The organism is Streptomyces sp. NPDC059255 (assembly GCF_042752355.1).
In the GTDB taxonomy this organism is placed as follows: Bacteria; Actinomycetota; Actinomycetes; order Streptomycetales; family Streptomycetaceae; genus Streptomyces.
This window is the reverse complement of the sequence record NZ_JBHYZP010000007.1, coordinates 22,295-38,910: the sequence shown is the minus strand read 5'-3', so window position 1 is coordinate 38,910 and position 16,616 is coordinate 22,295. Positions and strand designations below refer to the sequence as shown.

Annotated in this window: 13 protein-coding genes; 4 read left to right on the top strand and 9 right to left on the bottom strand. The window is 72.8% G+C overall.

The genetic code is table 11. From position 1 onward, the window contains the following. The first annotated feature begins 48 nt into the window (after positions 1 to 48). Positions 49 to 1,860: a bifunctional metallophosphatase/5'-nucleotidase gene (locus ACFXKG_RS11840; RefSeq protein WP_384836032.1), complete on the top strand. Its 1,812-nt coding sequence runs from the start codon at positions 49 to 51 to the stop codon at positions 1,858 to 1,860. A gap of 22 nt (positions 1,861 to 1,882) precedes the next feature. On the opposite strand, the gene ACFXKG_RS11835 is transcribed toward ACFXKG_RS11840, so the two are convergent. The 4 genes from ACFXKG_RS11835 to ACFXKG_RS11820 form a co-directional block, all read right to left on the bottom strand. Next, positions 1,883 to 3,394 (bottom strand): lysine N(6)-hydroxylase/L-ornithine N(5)-oxygenase family protein, encoded by a 1,512-nt coding sequence (locus tag ACFXKG_RS11835; protein WP_384836029.1) that lies wholly within the window; start codon positions 3,392 to 3,394, stop codon positions 1,883 to 1,885. Positions 3,395 to 3,595: 201 nt separating this feature from the next. Next, complete coding sequence (gene pepN / locus ACFXKG_RS11830) at positions 3,596 to 6,115, bottom strand: aminopeptidase N (protein ID WP_384836026.1); 2,520 nt, start codon at positions 6,113 to 6,115, stop codon at positions 3,596 to 3,598. A gap of 88 nt (positions 6,116 to 6,203) precedes the next feature. Continuing rightward, positions 6,204 to 6,569, bottom strand: a complete 366-nt coding sequence (locus ACFXKG_RS11825; RefSeq protein WP_384836023.1) for a chorismate mutase — start codon at positions 6,567 to 6,569, stop codon at positions 6,204 to 6,206. Between the two features lie 11 nt (positions 6,570 to 6,580). Beyond that, positions 6,581 to 7,573, bottom strand: coding sequence for a helix-turn-helix domain-containing protein (locus ACFXKG_RS11820; protein WP_384836020.1), 993 nt, complete (start codon positions 7,571 to 7,573; stop codon positions 6,581 to 6,583). A 151-nt stretch (positions 7,574 to 7,724) separates the two neighbouring features. Here ACFXKG_RS11820 and ACFXKG_RS11815 point away from each other — a divergent pair, with 151 nt between their 5' ends. Continuing rightward, on the top strand, positions 7,725 to 9,485 hold the full coding sequence (locus ACFXKG_RS11815; RefSeq protein ID WP_384836017.1) for a beta-galactosidase family protein: 1,761 nt from the start codon (positions 7,725 to 7,727) through the stop codon (positions 9,483 to 9,485). Between the two features lie 132 nt (positions 9,486 to 9,617). Here ACFXKG_RS11815 and ACFXKG_RS11810 read toward each other — a convergent pair whose 3' ends face one another. After that, positions 9,618 to 10,433 carry a serine protease gene (locus ACFXKG_RS11810; RefSeq protein WP_365808492.1) on the bottom strand — a complete coding sequence of 272 codons (816 nt, stop codon included), beginning with the start codon at positions 10,431 to 10,433 and terminating at the stop codon, positions 9,618 to 9,620. 465 nt (positions 10,434 to 10,898) lie between these two features. On the opposite strand from ACFXKG_RS11810, the gene ACFXKG_RS11805 reads away from it, so the two are divergent. Together ACFXKG_RS11805 and ACFXKG_RS11800 are read left to right on the top strand one after the other, a co-directional pair. Then, positions 10,899 to 11,792, top strand: a complete 894-nt coding sequence (locus tag ACFXKG_RS11805) for a hypothetical protein (protein WP_384836014.1) — start codon at positions 10,899 to 10,901, stop codon at positions 11,790 to 11,792. Between the two features lie 69 nt (positions 11,793 to 11,861). Continuing rightward, positions 11,862 to 13,592: an ankyrin repeat domain-containing protein gene (locus ACFXKG_RS11800; protein ID WP_384836011.1), complete on the top strand. Its 1,731-nt coding sequence runs from the start codon at positions 11,862 to 11,864 to the stop codon at positions 13,590 to 13,592. A 33-nt stretch (positions 13,593 to 13,625) separates the two neighbouring features. On the opposite strand, the gene ACFXKG_RS11795 is transcribed toward ACFXKG_RS11800, so the two are convergent. The 4 genes from ACFXKG_RS11795 to ACFXKG_RS11780 all read right to left on the bottom strand — a co-directional run bounded on the left by ACFXKG_RS11795 (position 13,626) and on the right by ACFXKG_RS11780 (position 16,459). Next, positions 13,626 to 14,012, bottom strand: a complete 387-nt coding sequence (locus ACFXKG_RS11795) for a barstar family protein (protein WP_384836008.1) — start codon at positions 14,010 to 14,012, stop codon at positions 13,626 to 13,628. Positions 14,013 to 14,041: 29 nt separating this feature from the next. After that, on the bottom strand, positions 14,042 to 14,431 hold the full coding sequence (locus ACFXKG_RS11790; RefSeq protein ID WP_384836005.1) for a ribonuclease domain-containing protein: 390 nt from the start codon (positions 14,429 to 14,431) through the stop codon (positions 14,042 to 14,044). Between the two features lie 195 nt (positions 14,432 to 14,626). Continuing rightward, positions 14,627 to 15,769, bottom strand: coding sequence for a glycosyltransferase (locus ACFXKG_RS11785; protein ID WP_384836003.1), 1,143 nt, complete (start codon positions 15,767 to 15,769; stop codon positions 14,627 to 14,629). 78 nt (positions 15,770 to 15,847) lie between these two features. After that, a complete protein-coding gene (locus ACFXKG_RS11780) occupies positions 15,848 to 16,459 on the bottom strand; it encodes a TetR/AcrR family transcriptional regulator (RefSeq protein WP_384836000.1) in 612 nt (203 codons plus the stop codon). Between the last annotated feature and the right edge of the window lie 157 nt (positions 16,460 to 16,616).

The window sequence follows — 16,616 nt, the reverse complement described above, 5'->3', positions numbered from 1 at the left end:
GCGTTGTGCAATGGATCGGTTGTGCAATGAACCGAGGGAGAAGAAGAAATGCCGCTGAACCGTAGGACGCTCCTGGGCAGTGCGGCCGCCGCCGGTGCCGGTGCGGCGCTGGCCGCCGGGGGGACGGCTCCGGCGCAGGCCGCCGGGCATGGTCAGGGTTCCGCTCATGGACGTCCGCAGAAGCGGTACGCGTTCACGGTGATGGGGACGACCGACCTGCACGGGAACGTCTTCAACTGGGACTACTTCACGGACAAGGAGTTCGACGACGCCGCGCACAACGATGTCGGTCTGGCGAAGATCTCGACGCTGGTCGAGCAGGTCCGCAAGGAGAAGGGCCGGCAGAACACGCTGCTGATCGACGCGGGTGACACCATTCAGGGCACCCAGCTCGCGTACTACTACGCGAAGGTCGACCCGATCACCGCGAAGCGCGGTCCGGTGCACCCGGTGGCGCAGGCGATGAACGCGATCGGCTACGACGCGGCGGCGCTCGGCAACCACGAGTTCAACTACGGCATTCCGGTGCTGCGGAAGTTCGAGGAGCAGGTGCGTTTTCCGCTGCTCGGCGCTAACGCGCTGGACGCGAAGACGCTGAAGCCGGCTTTCGCGCCGTATGTCATCAAGAAACTGCGGACGCCGCAGGGCCGGGACGTACGGGTGGCGATTCTCGGGCTGACCAACCCCGGCATCGCGATCTGGGACAAGGCGAACGTCCAGGGGAAGATGACGTTCCCGGGTCTGGAGGAGCAGGCGGCGAAGTGGGTGCCGAAGCTGCGGTCGATGGGCGCGGACGTGGTCATCGTGTCGGCGCACTCGGGGTCGGACGGTTCGTCGTCGTGGGGTGACCAGCTTCCGTACGTGGAGAACGCGGCGGGTCTGGTGGCCGAGCGGGTGCCGGGCATCGACGCGATCCTGGTCGGTCACGCGCACGTGGAGATCCCGGAGCGCCGGGTGGTCAACGAGAAGACCGGCAAGGACGTGGTGCTGTCCGAGCCGCTCAAGTGGGGCCAGCGGCTGACGCTCTTCGACATCGAGGTGGTGTGGGACCGGGGCGGGTGGACGGTCGAGAAGGTCTCCTCGAAGGTCCTCAACTCGAACACGGTCGCGGAGGACAAGAAGATCACGGGGCTGCTGGCGGACGAGCACCGCAAGGTCGTCGCGTACGTCAACCAGGTGATCGGTACGTCGACGGCGGCGATGTCCACGGCGGACGCGCCGTGGCGGGACGAGCCGATCATCGACCTGATCAACCACGTCCAGACGGAGACGGTGAAGGCGGCGCTGGCGGGCGGCGAGTGGGCGGCGCTGCCGGTGCTGTCGCAGGCCTCGTGCTTCTCGCGTACGGCGGGGATCCCGGCCGGCGAGGTGACGATCCGGGACGCGGCGGGGCTCTACCCGTTCGAGAACACGCTGGAGGCGCGCCTGGTGACGGGGGCGCAGATGCTGGCGTACCTGGAGTACTCGGCGCGGTACTACGTGCAGACGGCGGCGGGTGCGCCGGTGGACACGGCGAAGCTGACGAACGCGGGCGGTACGCCGGACTACAACTACGACGTGGTGTCGGGGCTGACGTACGAGATCGACATCGCGAAGCCCGCGGGTTCGCGCATCGTGGATCCGCGGTTCGGGGGTCAGCCGCTGGACCCGGCGGCGAAGTTCGTGCTGGCGGTGAACAACTACCGGGCGAGCGGGGGTGGTAACTTCCCGCATGTGCCGGGGGCGCAGCAGCTCTGGTCGAATTCGGACGAGATCCGTAACACGATCATCGGCTGGGTGAAGGAGACGGGCACGGTCGATCCGGCGGTGTTCGCGTCGGTGGACTGGAAGCTGACGCGGGACGGTACGCCGGTCTTCTGAGCCACGGGGCACTCCTGCGGTCTCAGCGGACTTCGGTGAGCGGGACCAGGCTCCTCGGTGCGGGCACCGTGTGGGTCCGGTCCCGTCCGTCGAGTCCGAAGGTGGTGAAGGCGGTGCGCCGGGGCAGGGTGTAGGGCTCGGTCCCGGTGCGGCCGCCGATGAGGTGGTTGAGGATGGTCGCGCTGCGCCAGGCGGCGAGGCCGAGGTCGGGCGCGCCGACGCCGTGGGTGTGGCGTTCGGCGTTCTGTACATAGGCGGAGCCGCTGACGCCCGGGTCGAGGACGAGCCGGTGGTGGGCGTCGACGTGGGGGCGTCCCGAGGCGTCCCGGCGCATGTACGGGTCGAGCCCGGCGAGGATCCGGTCGAGCGAGCGCTCCCGGTAGCCGGTGGCGAGGACGACGGCGTCGGTGGTGAGCCGGGAGCGGGTGGCCTGCCTGCGGTGTTCGAGGTGGAGTTCGATCCTGGTGGTGCTGACGCGGCCTGCCGTACGGACGTGGACGCCGGGGGTGAGGACGGCGTCGGGCCAGCCGCCGTGGAGGGTGCGGCGGTACAGCTCGTCGTGGATGGCGGCGATGGTCTCGGGGCCGATGCCCTTGTGGAGCTGCCACTGGCTGGGGAGCAGGTCGTCGCGGGCGCGTTCGGGCAGCGCGTGGAAGTAGCGGGTGTAGTCGGGGGTGAACTGTTCGAGGCCGAGCTTCGAGTACTCCATGGGCGCGAAGGCCTCGGTACGGGCCAGCCAGTGGATCCGCTCGGCTCCGGCGGGGCGGGCGCGCAGCAGGTCGAGGAAGACCTCGGCGCCGGACTGTCCCGAGCCGATGACGGTGATGTGTCCCGCGGCGAGGAGCCGGTCCCGGTGGTCGAGGTAGTCGGCGGAGTGGATGACGGGGACGGTGGGTGCCTCGGCGAGCGGCCTGAGCGGGTCGGGGATGTACGGCTCGGTGCCGATGCCGAGGGCGATGTGGCGGGTGTGGACGCGGCCGAGGGCCTCCGCCTCGCCGTCGGCGTCGAGTTGGGTGAAGTCGACCTCGAACACCTCGCGTTCGCCGTTCCAGCGGACGGCGTCGACCTGGTGGCCGAAGTGGAGTCCGGGTAGCCGTTCGCTGACCCAGCGGCAGTAGGCGTCGTACTCGGCGCGCTGGATGTGGAAGCGCTCGGCGAAGTAGAAGGGGAAGAGGCGCTCGCGGGCCTTGAGGTAGTTGAGGAAGGACCAGGGGCTGGTGGGGTCGGCGAGGGTCACCAGGTCGGCGAGGAACGGGACTTGGAGGGTGGCGCCGTCGAGGAGCAGACCGGGGTGCCAGTGGAAGGCGGGGCTCTGGTCGAAGAAGGCGGTGGTGAGCGGCGCGGAGGCACCCCCCGCCCCCGGAACGCCTCCCGCCCCCGGAACACCCCTCGGCCCCGGAACGCCCCCCGCCCCCGGAACGCCGTCCCGTGGCGGAACGCGGTCGGCGAGGGCGGCGAGGGAGAGGTTGAACGGGCCGATGCCGATGCCCACCAGGTCGTGGGGGTGGGCGAGGTCGGTGAGTTGGGCGGTCATCGGCGTGTGCTGCCTTCCACGAGTGGTGGTCTCTGGTAGGCACAACGAGGCGACGCTGTCAGGGGTATCGGGGGATCCGGCGCCTGTCGCCGAAAAGGCTGAAAAACACTCCGGGATCCGCCCCTCCCGGTCGGAGGGAACGGATCCCGGCTGTTCCGGAAGGACTCCACCGGAGTCCACCGGTCCGGAGTCCACCGGTCCTCAGGCCGTACGGACCCGCAGCGCGCGCCCCAGGTCGTCGAGCTGGTCGATCAGCTTGCGCCGCAGGGAGGGGATCATCTCCGTACCGTCCAGGCAGTCCTGGCCGAGGCGGAGCGCCTCCTCGTCGACGGCGTACGCGGGGAAGGCGTAGCGGCCGGCGGCGTCGGCGATGGCCGGGCCCCTGCGGTCGGCGAGGGCGGTGGCCCGGGGGTAGAACAGCGGCACGTACTCCCGTACGAGATCGGTCTGTTCGGGTTGCCAGAAGCCCTTCGCCGTGGCGGTGAAGAGGTAGTTGGAGAGCTCGTCGGTGTCGAAGAGCAGGGCCCAGGCGCGGGCCTTGGCCGCCGGGTCGGGAAGGGCGGCGCGGCACTGGGCGGCGCCCTCCTGGCCGGTGGCGCTGGGGTCGCGGTCGAGTTCGGCGTCGATGGTGGCGGTGTCGAGGGCGCCGAGGACGGCGAGGCGGGTGAGGACGCGCCAGCGCAGTTCGGGGTCGAGTTCGGGGCCGCCGGGGACGCTGCCGGAGTCGAGCCAGTCCTGGAGCGGGTCGGGCTGGGTGGCGGCGTCGATGAAGTGGCGTACGGCGGTGAGGCGCAGGCCCGGGTGGTTGCCGTCCTCGGTGCGGCGGATGAGGTCGCGGCAGAGTGCGGTGAGGGTGGCGAGCGCGGCGGGCCGGTGCTCGGGGGCGAGATAGCGGTCGGCGATCTGCGTGGCGGCGAAGGCGAGGACGCCTTCGGCGAGGGCGACGTCGGTCTCGTGGGGCAGGTGGGTGCGGGCGGCGTCGAGGTAGGCGGCGGGGGCGAGTTCCCCGTCGCGGACCATGTCGCGGGCGGCGTTCCACAGGACGGTGCGGGTGAGGGGTTCGGGGACGCCGGAGAGGGTGCGCAGCGCGGTGTCCCAGGAGGGCGCGTCGAGGCGGATCTTGGCGTAGGTGTAGTCGCCGTCGTTGAGGAGGACGAGGGCGGGCCTGCGGCCGGGGAGGGTGACGGGGCCGGTGAGGGGCACGTCGAGTTCGAAGCGTTCGCGGGCGACGAGGCGGGCGGGTCCGGCGCCGGCCCCGTCGTCGGGAGCGGTGTCGTACGTGCCGACGGTGACGCGGTGGGGCCGGCCGCCGTCCCGGACGACGTCGAGGCTCCACCGTGTGGTGTGGTCGGTGATCCGGGGGGTGAGGGTGTCGACGCCGGTGGTGCGGAGCCACTGCTCGGCCCAGGCGTGGACGTCGCGGTCGGTGGCGTGGGCGAGGGAGTCGATGAAGTCGGCGAGGGTGGCGTTGCCGAACTTGTGGCGGGCGAAGTGGGTGTTGATGCCGGCGAGGAAGTCCTTCTCGCCGAGCCAGGCGACGAGCTGGCGGAGCGCGGAGGCGCCCTTGGCGTAGGAGATGCCGTCGAAGTTGAGGAGCGCGGAGGCGGTGTCGGGGACGGCGTCGGGGTCCGGGGCGACGGGGTGGGTGGAGGGGCGCTGGTCGGCGTCGTACCCCCAGCCCTTGCGCCAGATCCCGAAGTCGACCCAGGTCTCCCTGAAGCGGGTGGCTTCGGTGAGGGTCTGGTAGCCCATGTACTCGGCGAAGGACTCGTTGAGCCAGATGTCGTCCCACCAGGTGAGGGTGACGAGGTCGCCGAACCACATGTGGGCCATCTCGTGGGCGATGACCATGGCGCGGGTCTGCCGCTCGTTGTCGGTGACGGCGGAGCGGTAGACGAATTCGTCGCGGAAGGTGACGAGGCCGGGGTTCTCCATGGCGCCCGCGTTGAACTCGGGGACGAACGCCTGGTCGTAGGAGTCGAAAGGGTACGGCTCCTCGAACTTCTCGTGGTAGCGGTCGTAGCAGGCGCGGGTGATCTCGAAGATCTCGTCGGCGTCGGTGTCGAGGTGGGGGGCGAGGGAGCGGCGGCAGTGGATGCCGAAGGGGAGGCCGGCGTGTTCGGTGCGGACGGTGTGCCAGGGGCCCGCGGCGACGGCGACGAGGTAGGTGGAGATCCTGGGCGTGGGGGCGAGGCTCCAGCGGCCCGCGCCGTCCGGTCCTGCGGCGGTCCGTTCGGCGATTCCGTTGCCGAGGACGGTCCACCGGTCGGGCGCGGTGACGGTCAGCTCGAAGACGGCCTTGAGGTCGGGCTGGTCGAAGGCGGCGAAGACGCGCTGGACGTCCTCCATGAAGAGCTGGGTGTAGACGTACGTCTCGCCGTCGGTGGGGTCGGTGAAGCGGTGCATGCCCTCGCCGGTACGGGAATACCGCATCGCGGCGTCGACGCGCAGCTCGTGCGTGCCGGGGGTGAGCCCGGCGAGCGCGAGCCGGTTCCCGTCGAGCGCGGCGGGATCCAGGCTCACGCCGTCGAGGGTGACGGTGCGCAGGGTGGCGGGCTTCAGCTCGACGAAGGTGTCTCCGGCCGCCCGGGCCGTGAACTGTATGACGGTGCTGGAGTCGAAGGTGTCCTCGCCGGTGGTCAGATCGAGGGTGATCGTGTACCGCTGGACATCGAGGAGCCGGGCTCGGGTCTGCGCTTCGTCGCGCGTCAGTACGGGCATGGAGCCATGCTGCCCGATGGGCCGGGGGCCGCGCAGCAAGGTTCTTTGCGCTCTGAGCGCACGGCTCCCCCACGGGATCGGCCCTGTCTCAGGGGTGGTCGGCGCGGTTCTCGCCGGCGATCGTCTCGTGGTGGCGGATCACCTCGGCGATGATGAAGTTGAGGAGTTTCTCGGCGAAGGCGGGGTCGAGGCGGGCGTTCTCGGCGAGCTGGCGGAGCCGGGTGATCTGGCGGGCCTCGCGGGCCGGGTCGGCCGGGGGGAGCTGGTGTTCGGCTTTGAGGTGGCCCACCTGCTGGGTGCATTTGAAGCGCTCGGCGAGCATGTGCACGACAGCGGCGTCGATGTTGTCGATGCTCTCGCGGAGCCGGGTCAGTTCGGCCCGCACCGCGGGGTCGACGGCGCTACCGCCGCCGCTGCCGTTGCCGGGGGTGGTGCCGGGGTCGCTCGTGGTCATGGTCCGGCAGCTTAGACGGAGCGGGGCGCGGGGCCTTCGGGGTGGTCAGCATGCGGGATCCCGTCCGCCGGTACGCGGGGGTTGTCCCCGCCCTCCGGTGCGCCGAAGGCGCCCGGGCCGTCCCCGTCCCCGTCCCGGTCCCCGTCCCCGTCCCCGTCCCGGTCCCCGTCCGCCGTGCCCGGCACCGTACGGCTCTGCTGCGCCCGGAAGCGCACGGGCGCGAGGCCGACGCGGCGGGTGAACAGCCGGGAGAAGTAGGCGGGGTCGTCGTACCCGACCCGGCGGGCCACGGCGGCGACGGGCAGTTCGGTGGCGGCCAGGAGTTCCTTGGCGTGGCCGAGGCGGATCCCCAGCAGGTAGTCCTTGGGGCTGCGTCCGGAGGCCCGGCGTACGGCCGCGCGCAGGGCCGCCGGGGTCATGCCGTGGCGGGCGGCGTGCTCGGCGACGGTGAGCGGCCGGCAGGCGTCGCGGGCGAGCGCCTGGAGTACGGGGTCGCCCTCGGCGTCGGTGTCGGCGCGGGCGCGGCGCAGGGCGACGAGCAGTTCGTGGACGGCGGCGCCGGTCTCGACTTCGAGCAGGGGGTTGCCGTGGCGGGCGGCGCGGGCGATCCGGGCGACGGCGGCGCGGGCGCCGGTCGCGTCGGAGAGGGGGACGACGGGCCGGTCCGGTTCGATGTAGCCGAGTTCGGTGTACGTGGCGGTGGCGGGCCCGGTGAAGTCGACGAAGCTCTCGTCCCAGCCGCCCGGCCGGTCGGGCCCGTAGTGGTGCGCGACGCCGGGCGTGAGCCAGAGCAGCGCGGGCGCGGTGACGGTGGTGCGGCGTCCGTCGGCGCCGCGGAACCAGCCGCTGCCGGTGCTGATGACGACGGCGACGTGGTGGTCGAGGGTGCGGGGGCCGACGACGGGGAGGCTGCCCCGCTGGAGTCCGACGCCGAGGCAGACGAGTCCGAGCCCGTGGTGGACCGGGCCGGGGCTGAAGAAGCGCATCCACGTGTGGTACGTCATCCCGGCTCCCCTCGCCCCTCCCCCGCGCCGTTCCGTCCAACCAGTGGCGATCTTTGTCCATGGACCGTCCGGCCGCCAGCGGGACAAGGTGGATGCGGCACGGAAAGGCCGAGGACCGCGACGGACGAGCAGAGGGACGGTGGCTGAGCCGATGACGACCGGATTCACGGTGGGGAAAGAGCACTTCGAGGTGGACGGCCGTCCGGTGCGGCTGCTCTCCGGCGCGCTGCACTACTTCCGGGTCCATGAGGAGCACTGGGCGCACCGGCTGGGGATGCTGCGCGCGATGGGCCTCAACTGTGTGGAGACGTACGTCCCGTGGAATCTCCATGAGCCGGAACCCGGCCGGTTCCACGACACCGCGGCGCTCGGCCGGTTCCTGGACGCGGCGCACGCGGCCGGGCTGTGGGCGATCGTCCGGCCGGGCCCGTACATCTGCGCGGAGTGGGAGAACGGCGGGCTGCCGCACTGGCTGACGGGGCCGCTGGGGGCGCGGGTGCGGACCAGGGACGCGGAGTTCCTGGGCGCGGTGGAGCGCTGGTACGGGGAGCTGCTGCCGCGGGTCGCGGCGCGGGAGCTCGGCCGGGGCGGTCCGGTGATCATGGTGCAGGTGGAGAACGAGTACGGGAGTTACGGCACCGACCAGGTCTATCTGGCGCGGCTGACGGAGCTGACTCGGGCGTGCGGGATCACGGTGCCGCTGTTCACCTCGGACGGGCCGGAGGAGCACATGTTGACGGGTGGCCTGGTCCCGGGGGTGCTCGCGACCGTCAACTTCGACAAGGACGCGGCCGCGGCCTTCGGGGCGCTGCGCCGCTACCGTCCCGAAGGCCCGCTGATGTGCATGGAGTTCTGGTGCGGCTGGTTCGAGTACTGGGGCGGGAAGCCGGCCGTACGGGAGCCGGCGGAGGCGGCGGGCGCGCTGCGGGAGATCCTGGAGGCCGGTGCCTCCGTCAATGTGTACATGGCGCACGGCGGGACGAGCTTCGCGGGGTGGGCGGGGGCGAACCGGGCCGGGGAGCTGAACGACGGTGCGCTGGAGCCCGATGTGACGTCGTACGACTACGACGCGCCGATCGACGAGGCGGGGCGGCCGACGGAGAAGTTCCGGCTGTTCCGTGAGGTGTTCGCGGAGTACCAGGAGGGCCCGCTGCCGGAGATCCCGCAGGCGCCGCCGGTGCTGGCCGCGCCCGTGACGGCGGAGTTCACGGGGTGGGCGCCGCTGGACGCGGTCATGGAGGCGCTCGGCGGTCCCGAGGCGGAGTCGGCGCTGCCGCCCTCCTTCGAGGAGCTGGGCGTGGACCGGGGCCTGGTCCGCTACCGCGTGGACATCCCGGGCCCGCGGGCGCCGCAGCGGCTCACGCTGGCCGGGCTGCGGGATCTGGCGGTGGTGTACGTGGACGGCGTACGGGCCCAGGCGGACCCCCTGAGCGACGCGGCGCCCGCCCTGCTGGAGCCGGTGTCCGGGCCGGCCTCGGTCGAGATCTGGGTGGAGTCGCTGGCCCGGGTCAACTACGGGCCGCGGCTGGGTGAGCCGAAGGGCATCACGGGCGGGGTGCTGCACGAGCGGCAGCAGCTGCACGGGGTGCGGGCGCGGGGGCTGCGGCTCGACGCGTTCGACGACGCGGAGGCGGTGGCGCGGATCCCGTACGGGGCGGTGGAGCCGGAGCCGTCGGAACGCGGGCTGTACCGGGCCGCGTTCACGGTGACCGGGGCGGGTGACGCGAGGCTGACGCTGCCGTCGTGGACCCGGGGCTTCGTCTGGGTGAACGGTTTCTGCCTGGGCCGCTACTGGTCCGCCGGGCCGCAGGAGTCGCTGTACGTCCCGGGCCCCGTGCTGCGCGAGGGCGCCAACGAGGTGTGGGTGCTGGAGCTGGACGCGGCGGGCGAGCCCCGCGCGCACCTCGCCTGAGACACGCACCTCGCCTGAGACACGTGCTTCACCTGAGACACGCGCTTCGCCCGGGACGCGCGGACGAGGGGGTGTGTGCCGGACCCGCCGGTCCGGCACACACCCCCTCAGGTCACTGCGTGCGCCGCGCCGCTACAGGGTCGCGGCGGCCGAGGCGATCTGGGAGGCGAAGGTCGAGACCTCGGTGTAGACGCCGGGGTAGCCGGGCCGGGCGCAGCCGTTGCCCCAGCTCACGATGCCGACCTGGACGTAGGCGCCGGAGTTGTCCGTACGGAACATCGGGCCGCCCGAGTCACCCTGGCAGGTGTCGGTGCCGCCGCTCGCGTAACCGGCGCAGATCTCCTCGTTGGCTATGATGTCGCCGCCGTAGGAGGCGTTGCAGCTCGCGTCGGAGACGAACGGCACGGTGGCCTTGAGCAGGTAGCGCTGCTGGGCGCCGCCCTCGGTGGCCGCGCCCCAGCCGGCGACGGTGAAGTTGCCGGTGTTGTACTGCGTGGTGGTGGCGATCTTCAGCGTCGCCAGGTTGATCGGCGAGGCGAGCTTGATCAGCGCCCAGTCCTTGCCCGCGCCGTTGTAGCCGGGGGCCTGGAGGACCTTGGTGGACTTGACCTTGATGGCGCTGGTGCTCTGGAGGTCCACGACACCCGCGGTGGCGGTGATGCTCGTGTTGTTGCCGGAACCGCTCACACAGTGCGCGGCGGTCAGCACGACGGTCGGGGAGTACAGCGAGCCGCCACAGCCCATGGAGAGGCGGACCATGAAGGGGAATTCGCCCTGGGCGGCGCGGGTGCCGCCGACGACCGGCGGGGCGAGGGGCGCGGCGGCCTGGGCGACGGGCGCCGGAGCCGGCAGCGGCGAGGCCATGGCGGAGGACGGCTGAAGGCTGATGGCGGCGAGAGCGACGGCGCCGACGGCGGCGCATCTCTTCAGGGCACCAAGAATGCTCAACGGTCTGCCTTTCGTGGGGGATGCGGTGGGGGCAGTGCACCGGGCCCGGGTTGACGCGCGTTGCGTCACGGTGTGTTACGGGCAGGGTGCGTGACGGCGCGGTGGCATGCACCGTGCCGGCCTGCGCCGTGCCGCACCGCGACGCGTTGCACTGACATGAGCCCGACAAGAAAGCGTGATCCGGATTATGCGGAGCGAATACGCCGCGCCACAAGAACCCTGTTTCGGCCATCGAGGCAGACCGCTTGTCGGCCAACGCCCGCTGACCGGACAACCCCGTGCCGCACTCCGGGCACGCCCCGTGCCATGCTCCGCGCCGCACTCCGGGGCACACTCCGCGCCGCACTCCGGGGCACACTCCCGCGGCGCGCTCCCGCGCCCCGTCCGTACACCGCCGTACAGTTGACGGGTGCGGGCCGGACCGCCCCGCGAGCCGGTCGCGGGGCAGGCGGAGGGGGCAGGGACGTGAGAGACGGCGGCGAGGTCGTCCACGGATATCCGCATCTCGACACGGCGCGGGCCGCGATCACCGCGCTCTACCACCGGCTCTCGGCCGACGGGGTCCGGGCGTACGCCACCAGTGTGGCGCCCGCCGATGTCGCCTTCTCCGATCTCGACGACCTCCATCTGGGCACCCAGCGGGTGGCGCACGCCCTCGTGCAGCAGCTCCGGCTGCCCGACGCGCGCGTGATCGTGAGTTTCCGGGAGATGACACACGCGGCGAACGTGGAGCTGACCGCGGGGCCCGAGTACTTCGTCGAGCTGAACGACCGCTTCCGTACCCACCGCAGGGACATCGGCGCCGCGCTCGCCCACGAGATCACCCATGTCCTGCTGCACCGGCTCGGGCTGAGCTTCCCGGGCACCCGGGACAACGAGATCCTCACCGACACGGCCACCACCTACCTGGGCGCGGGCTGGCTGCTGCTCGACGCGTACCGCGAGGACCGCGACTCCAGCCAGAAGCTCGGCTACCTCACCCCCGAGGAGTTCGGCTACGTCCTCGCCAAGCGCGCGGAGGTCTTCGACGAGGATCCGCGGATCTGGTTCACCAGCCCGCAGGCCTACACGTCGTATACGAAAGGCAGGGCGCAGGCGCAGCGCGACGAGCAGCAGCCGCCGCTGACCACGGCCGGCTGGGCGGGCCGGCACCGCTACGCCAAGGACCGCCGCTACGCGCTCGACCACCCGGGCGCGGCCCCGGACCCGGCGTCGCCGTACGCGTTCGAGAGCCGGCCGGACGGGCTGCGCGTCTCGTTCCCCTGCCCGACGTGTCTCCAGCGGATCCGGGTACCCGTACGCGGACGGGTACGGGCGCGGTGCGGACTGTGCGGGACCGTCCTGCACTGCGACACCTGAACGACAGGGCCTGGCTCCGCCGAACACCACGGCGCAACGCGGCCGCCCGGGGAAACGTAGGGTCGAAGCATGACGAAAGAGGCGGCAGCGGGCGTCACCGACCTGTTCGAGGCGGTGATCGGCGGCAAGGACGACGCCGTCGTACGGCTGCTCAGGGCGGGCGTGTCCGCCGAGGCGACCGACACGGACGGGGAAACGGTTCTGTACCGCGCGGCGGTCAGCGACGAGCCGGGGATGGTACGGCTGCTGCTCGCGGCCGGCGCCGATCCGCAGCGGGCGAGCGGCCCCGAGGGCTGGGACCTGCCGCTGTGCGCGGCGGCCTGCGGCGGCCACACCGAGGTCGTCCGGGCGCTGCTCGCGGCCGGGGCGGCGCCGGACGGCCGGGAGGCGTTCGACTACACGGCGATCGTCTGGGCGGTGGTGCAGGGCTTCGCGGACACGGCGGAGACCCTGCTGGAGTACGGCGCGGACCCGGATCTGCCGGGCCCCGGCGGAGAGGCGCCGCTGGTGCTGGCGGCCCGGCGCGGCTCGACGGCGGCCGTCCGCGTCCTGCTGCGGTACGGCGCGGGCGCGCGCGACAGCGGCTCCGTGTACAACACGGCGCGCGCGGGCGCGTATCCCGGCGCGGATCACGGCATGGGCCCCGGCGCATATCCCGGCGCGGACTCCGGCACGCGCGGGGCGGCGCTCGCCGAGGCCCGGCGCTGGATGGCGCTCGACGTCGAACAGGAGCTGCGGAAGGGCCTGTTGAGCGCCTTCGGCGACGGGGACGAGGCGGAGGGGTACGAGACGGTGGTGCGCCGGATCCGGGCGGACGGTTCCGAGACGGTCGTCGTCGAACTGCTCAGGGACGGGGGCTCGGCGGCCGGCCGTGAGCAGCAGACGGGGCATGCGGCCGTCGCCACGCTGCTGGAGGCGGAGCTGGGGATCGCGACACCGTACGAGGAGCTGGCCGGGCGCGCGCTGGGCTGCGGGGACCCGGAGCGGGACGACTGGACCGAGGCGGTGGCCGCCCTGTGGCGGCGCGGCGACGAGGAGACGTTCGCGACCTGCGCCGCGTGGTGCGCGAGCGACGAACCGCTGCGGCAGGCGTTCGCCGCCGATGTGCTGGCACGCCTGGGCGCGACCGGCGGCGCGGGGCCGCAGGGCACCGGGGCGACCGTCCCCGGCGCGGGCGCGGAAGCGGCCGACGGTGGCAGCCCGTACAGGGCGCGCGCGGTGCCCCTGCTGCGCGAGCTGTCCCGGCAGGCGGTGGAGCCGGAGCTGATCAGCTCGGCCGTCGTGGCGCTCGGCCAGCACGGCGATCCCGCGGCGCTGCCGGAGATCCTGCGCCACACGGCGCACCCGGACGCGGGGGTACGGCGCCGGGTCGCCGTCGCGCTGACCGGCCTCGTACTGGCGACCGGGCCCGTACCGGCGACTGCGCCCGTACCGGCAGCCGGGCCCGTACCGGCGGACCATCAGGACGCGGTACGGGCGGTGGTGCGGCTGAGCCGGGACGCGGACGCGGTGGTCAGGGACCGCGCGGTCATGGCCCTGGCGGCGCTGGAGGCGGACACGTACGAGATCCGGGAGGCGCTGGCGGCCCGGCTGAACGAGCCGGACGCGGGCACCGCGGCGCGCGCGGCGTGGGGGCTGGCCGTGCGCCGCGATCCGCGGGCGGTGGCCGCGCTGGAGCGGATCCTGCTGGACGAGGATCCGGAGGGGCGGCCGCGCAGAACGGCGGTGGAGGCCGTGGCGTACCTGCCGAAGGGCCCGGAGCGGCGGCGCCTGGAGTGCACCCTCCCCCGCCGCCGCTGACGCCCCGTACGCCACGCGTCCGGCGCGGCCGGGTCAGCGGAGCCGCAGCGTCCCGGGGGCCTCTTCCTCGATGAGCTGGACCAGTTCGTCGAAGACGGTGGGCCCCCGGCCCGCGAGCGCGTCCTCCAGACGGGCCCGCGCGGCGGGCCGGTTGTCGGGGTGCGTGCGCTCCAGCCGCCGCTGGAGCGTCCGCACGGTCTCCTCCTGGCCGAGCGCCCGGCGCGAGAACTCGTGCCGGCGCCATTCGATGACGAAGTCGCCGTCGTCCGGCGTTCCGTAGCCGCCGTGCAGACAGTCCGCGAGCGAGTCGAGGTTGCCCCCGAAGTACCCGTCGGGCCCGTTCACGGCGGCGCCGATCACCTGCCAGAAGCGGTCGAGGCCGGTGACCTCCGCCCCGTCGATCACATATGTCACCGTCATGGGACGGAGGTTACCTTCCGGGGTGGGGATCAGCAGGAGTACTTGACGAGCGAGAACGACGCGTAGTGGTCGGCCGTGTAGTAGTCCTCACTGGCCTTGCTGCCGGTGACGATGCGGCGCGCGCCGCGGTTCGAGGAGCCCGGCGTGATGACGGTGTACTCGTGGTAGTAGCCGTTGGACTGGCTCGGCAGGATGCCTTCCCGGTTCTGGAAGACACCGCCGTCCTGGGAGTACGGGAACGGTCCGCCGGCGTCGATCAGGTCGAGCGTGTCGTGGGCCTGGGACGGCAGCTTGGAGTAGCAGATGCTGCCGACCGCTGTGGGGGCGGCGTTGGCGGTCGTGGTGACTCCACCGACGAGCAGAGTCGAGACCAGTGCGGCGAGGCCACCAAGGGTGGCGATACGTGGGGGAATTCGCATGCCTCATGATGACGCGCGTAGACGTGCACACGTCAAGAACAACCGCCGGGAATTTCCCCGAAGTTAACGGTCGGCCCCGGCCGGGCAGCCCCCGTACACCGGTCGGCGGGGCCGCGCGCGGCGGGCGGCCCCCGCCCGTTCCGGGGCGCGTGGTGCCGTACGGGTCGTACAGCACCACGCGCCCGCGGGGACGGATCAGCCGAGGTCCGCGGCGAGCCGCTCCGCGACCTCGGACGGCGAGAGCATCGCGGCGATCTGCCCGGCGGCACGGGCGGCGCTGTCCCGGTACTCGGGACGGCCGAGCACCTCGGTCATGGCCTCCGCCACGGCCTCGACACCGGCCGGCGGCAGCACGGCGACCCCGGCCCGCGCGCCCGCGACGGCGGCGGCGTTGAGGAACTGGTCGGCTCCCTGCGGTACGACGACCATGGGCAGGCCGCGGGAGAGGGTGCCGAGCACCGTACCGGCCCCGCCGTGGGTGACGACCAGGTCGATGCCGTCGAGCAGTTCGGCGAAGGGGGTGAAGCCGACGAAGTCGACCCGGTCGAGCCCGTCACCGTAGTCGGCGGCGGTGGCGGTCAGGCCGAGGGTGACGACAAGGTCGGCCGTCGGCGTGAGGGCGTCTATGAGCGGCCGCAGGACGGCCGGCTCGGCGTAGTTGGTGCCGAAGGAGAGCAGCACCCTGGGGCGCGCTCCGGCGGCCGGCGGCATCGCGGGGGCGGGCGCCGTGCCGGGCGCGCCGGGGCCCTGGTGGGCCTCGGGGCGCAGCGAGAGGTGGCCCTGCGGCGGCTCCCAGCCGGGCCCCTGGAGCAGCTCGGGGCACGGGTCGAGATACCAGGCGGGCGGGGGCACCGTCAGGCCGCGCTCCTTGTGGCGGCTCTCGACGACCGCGTCGAAGACATCGGTGAATTCGGCAGGCATCTGGGGGCCGAACGCCAGCTTGGCGAACGGCACCTCCAGCGCGGCGGCAACGAGCGGCCCCACGTAGTCCGTGGCCTCCCCGACGATCAGGTCGGGCCGGAACTCACGCCCCGCGTCGAGTGCCGCGTCCGCGGTGAGGTCGACGCGCGTGCCGGCGAAGAACTCCGCGACGGCCGCCGGGGTGGCTTCCGCGGCCGCGGCCGCGCTCGCACCGGAGCGGCGGGCCGCCTCCGCCAGTATCTCGGACGCCTCGGGGCCGACGGCGAACAAAGGAATGCCCTCGGCGGCGAGCAGCGGCCCGAAGGACGCGGAGGTGAGTACGGCGACCTCGTCACCGCGGTCGCGGAACGCGCGGGCGAGGGGCAGCTGCGGCAGGAGGTGGCCATAGCCCGGGGTGCTGGAGAAAAGGATACGCATGGCGGCGAGTCTAGGACATTGACTGAAGCCGAACTCCATTGAATGCAGCCACACTTGGCGGGGTGTGCATCCCGTGTCCTACGGCAACAGCGCGGCAGCGACCACGTCCGCCAGGAATACCTCCGCGCGCTCCCAGTCCCAGCCGAGCTGACGCGTCCGGTGCCAGGACTGCGGTGTCACGAAGTACTCCAGGATCTGGACGGCATCGCTCACGGTGATGCCGGGGCGCAGGGCGCCGAGTCGCTCCAGACGGAGCGCCACCCGGCTGTAGCGCTCCCGCCGGAGTTCCTCCGTCCGGCAGAGCAGTTCGGCGATGTCCTGGTCCACCGCGGCGGCTTCGAACAGGACGGTCATGCTCCGGTTGTGCCGCCGTCCCAGATCGCGGGTCTGGCGCACCACCAGGCGCACCACCTCCTCGCCGGTCGTGGCCCGTTCGACCGCGGCGAGGGCCTCGCCGATGCCGGCGTCCCCGGCGGCGCGCTCGGTGAGCGCGGCGACCAGGGCGGGCTTGCTGCCGAAGGCCGCGTAGACCGTTCCCTGGGCGACCTCCGCCGCCTCGGCGATGCGCTTGATGGTGACCCGGGCGTAGCCGTGCTCCGCGAACAGCGCCTCCGCCGTGTCCAGAACCGCCGTCCGCGTCGCCGCGGCCGCCTGTTCACGCACGGTCGAGCGGTACACGCGGGGAGACATACGCCCAGTATAGGAAGCACCCCCGGGGCCACGGCCCGCCGCCTGCGAACCGGCCCGCCGGAAGCGGCCACCGCTCGCCCCTCCCCACAACGGCCGGGGCCCGGCGGGGCGGTTCGCCGCGGCCCCCCGCCCCCGCCCGGGGTGATGCCGCTCCAGG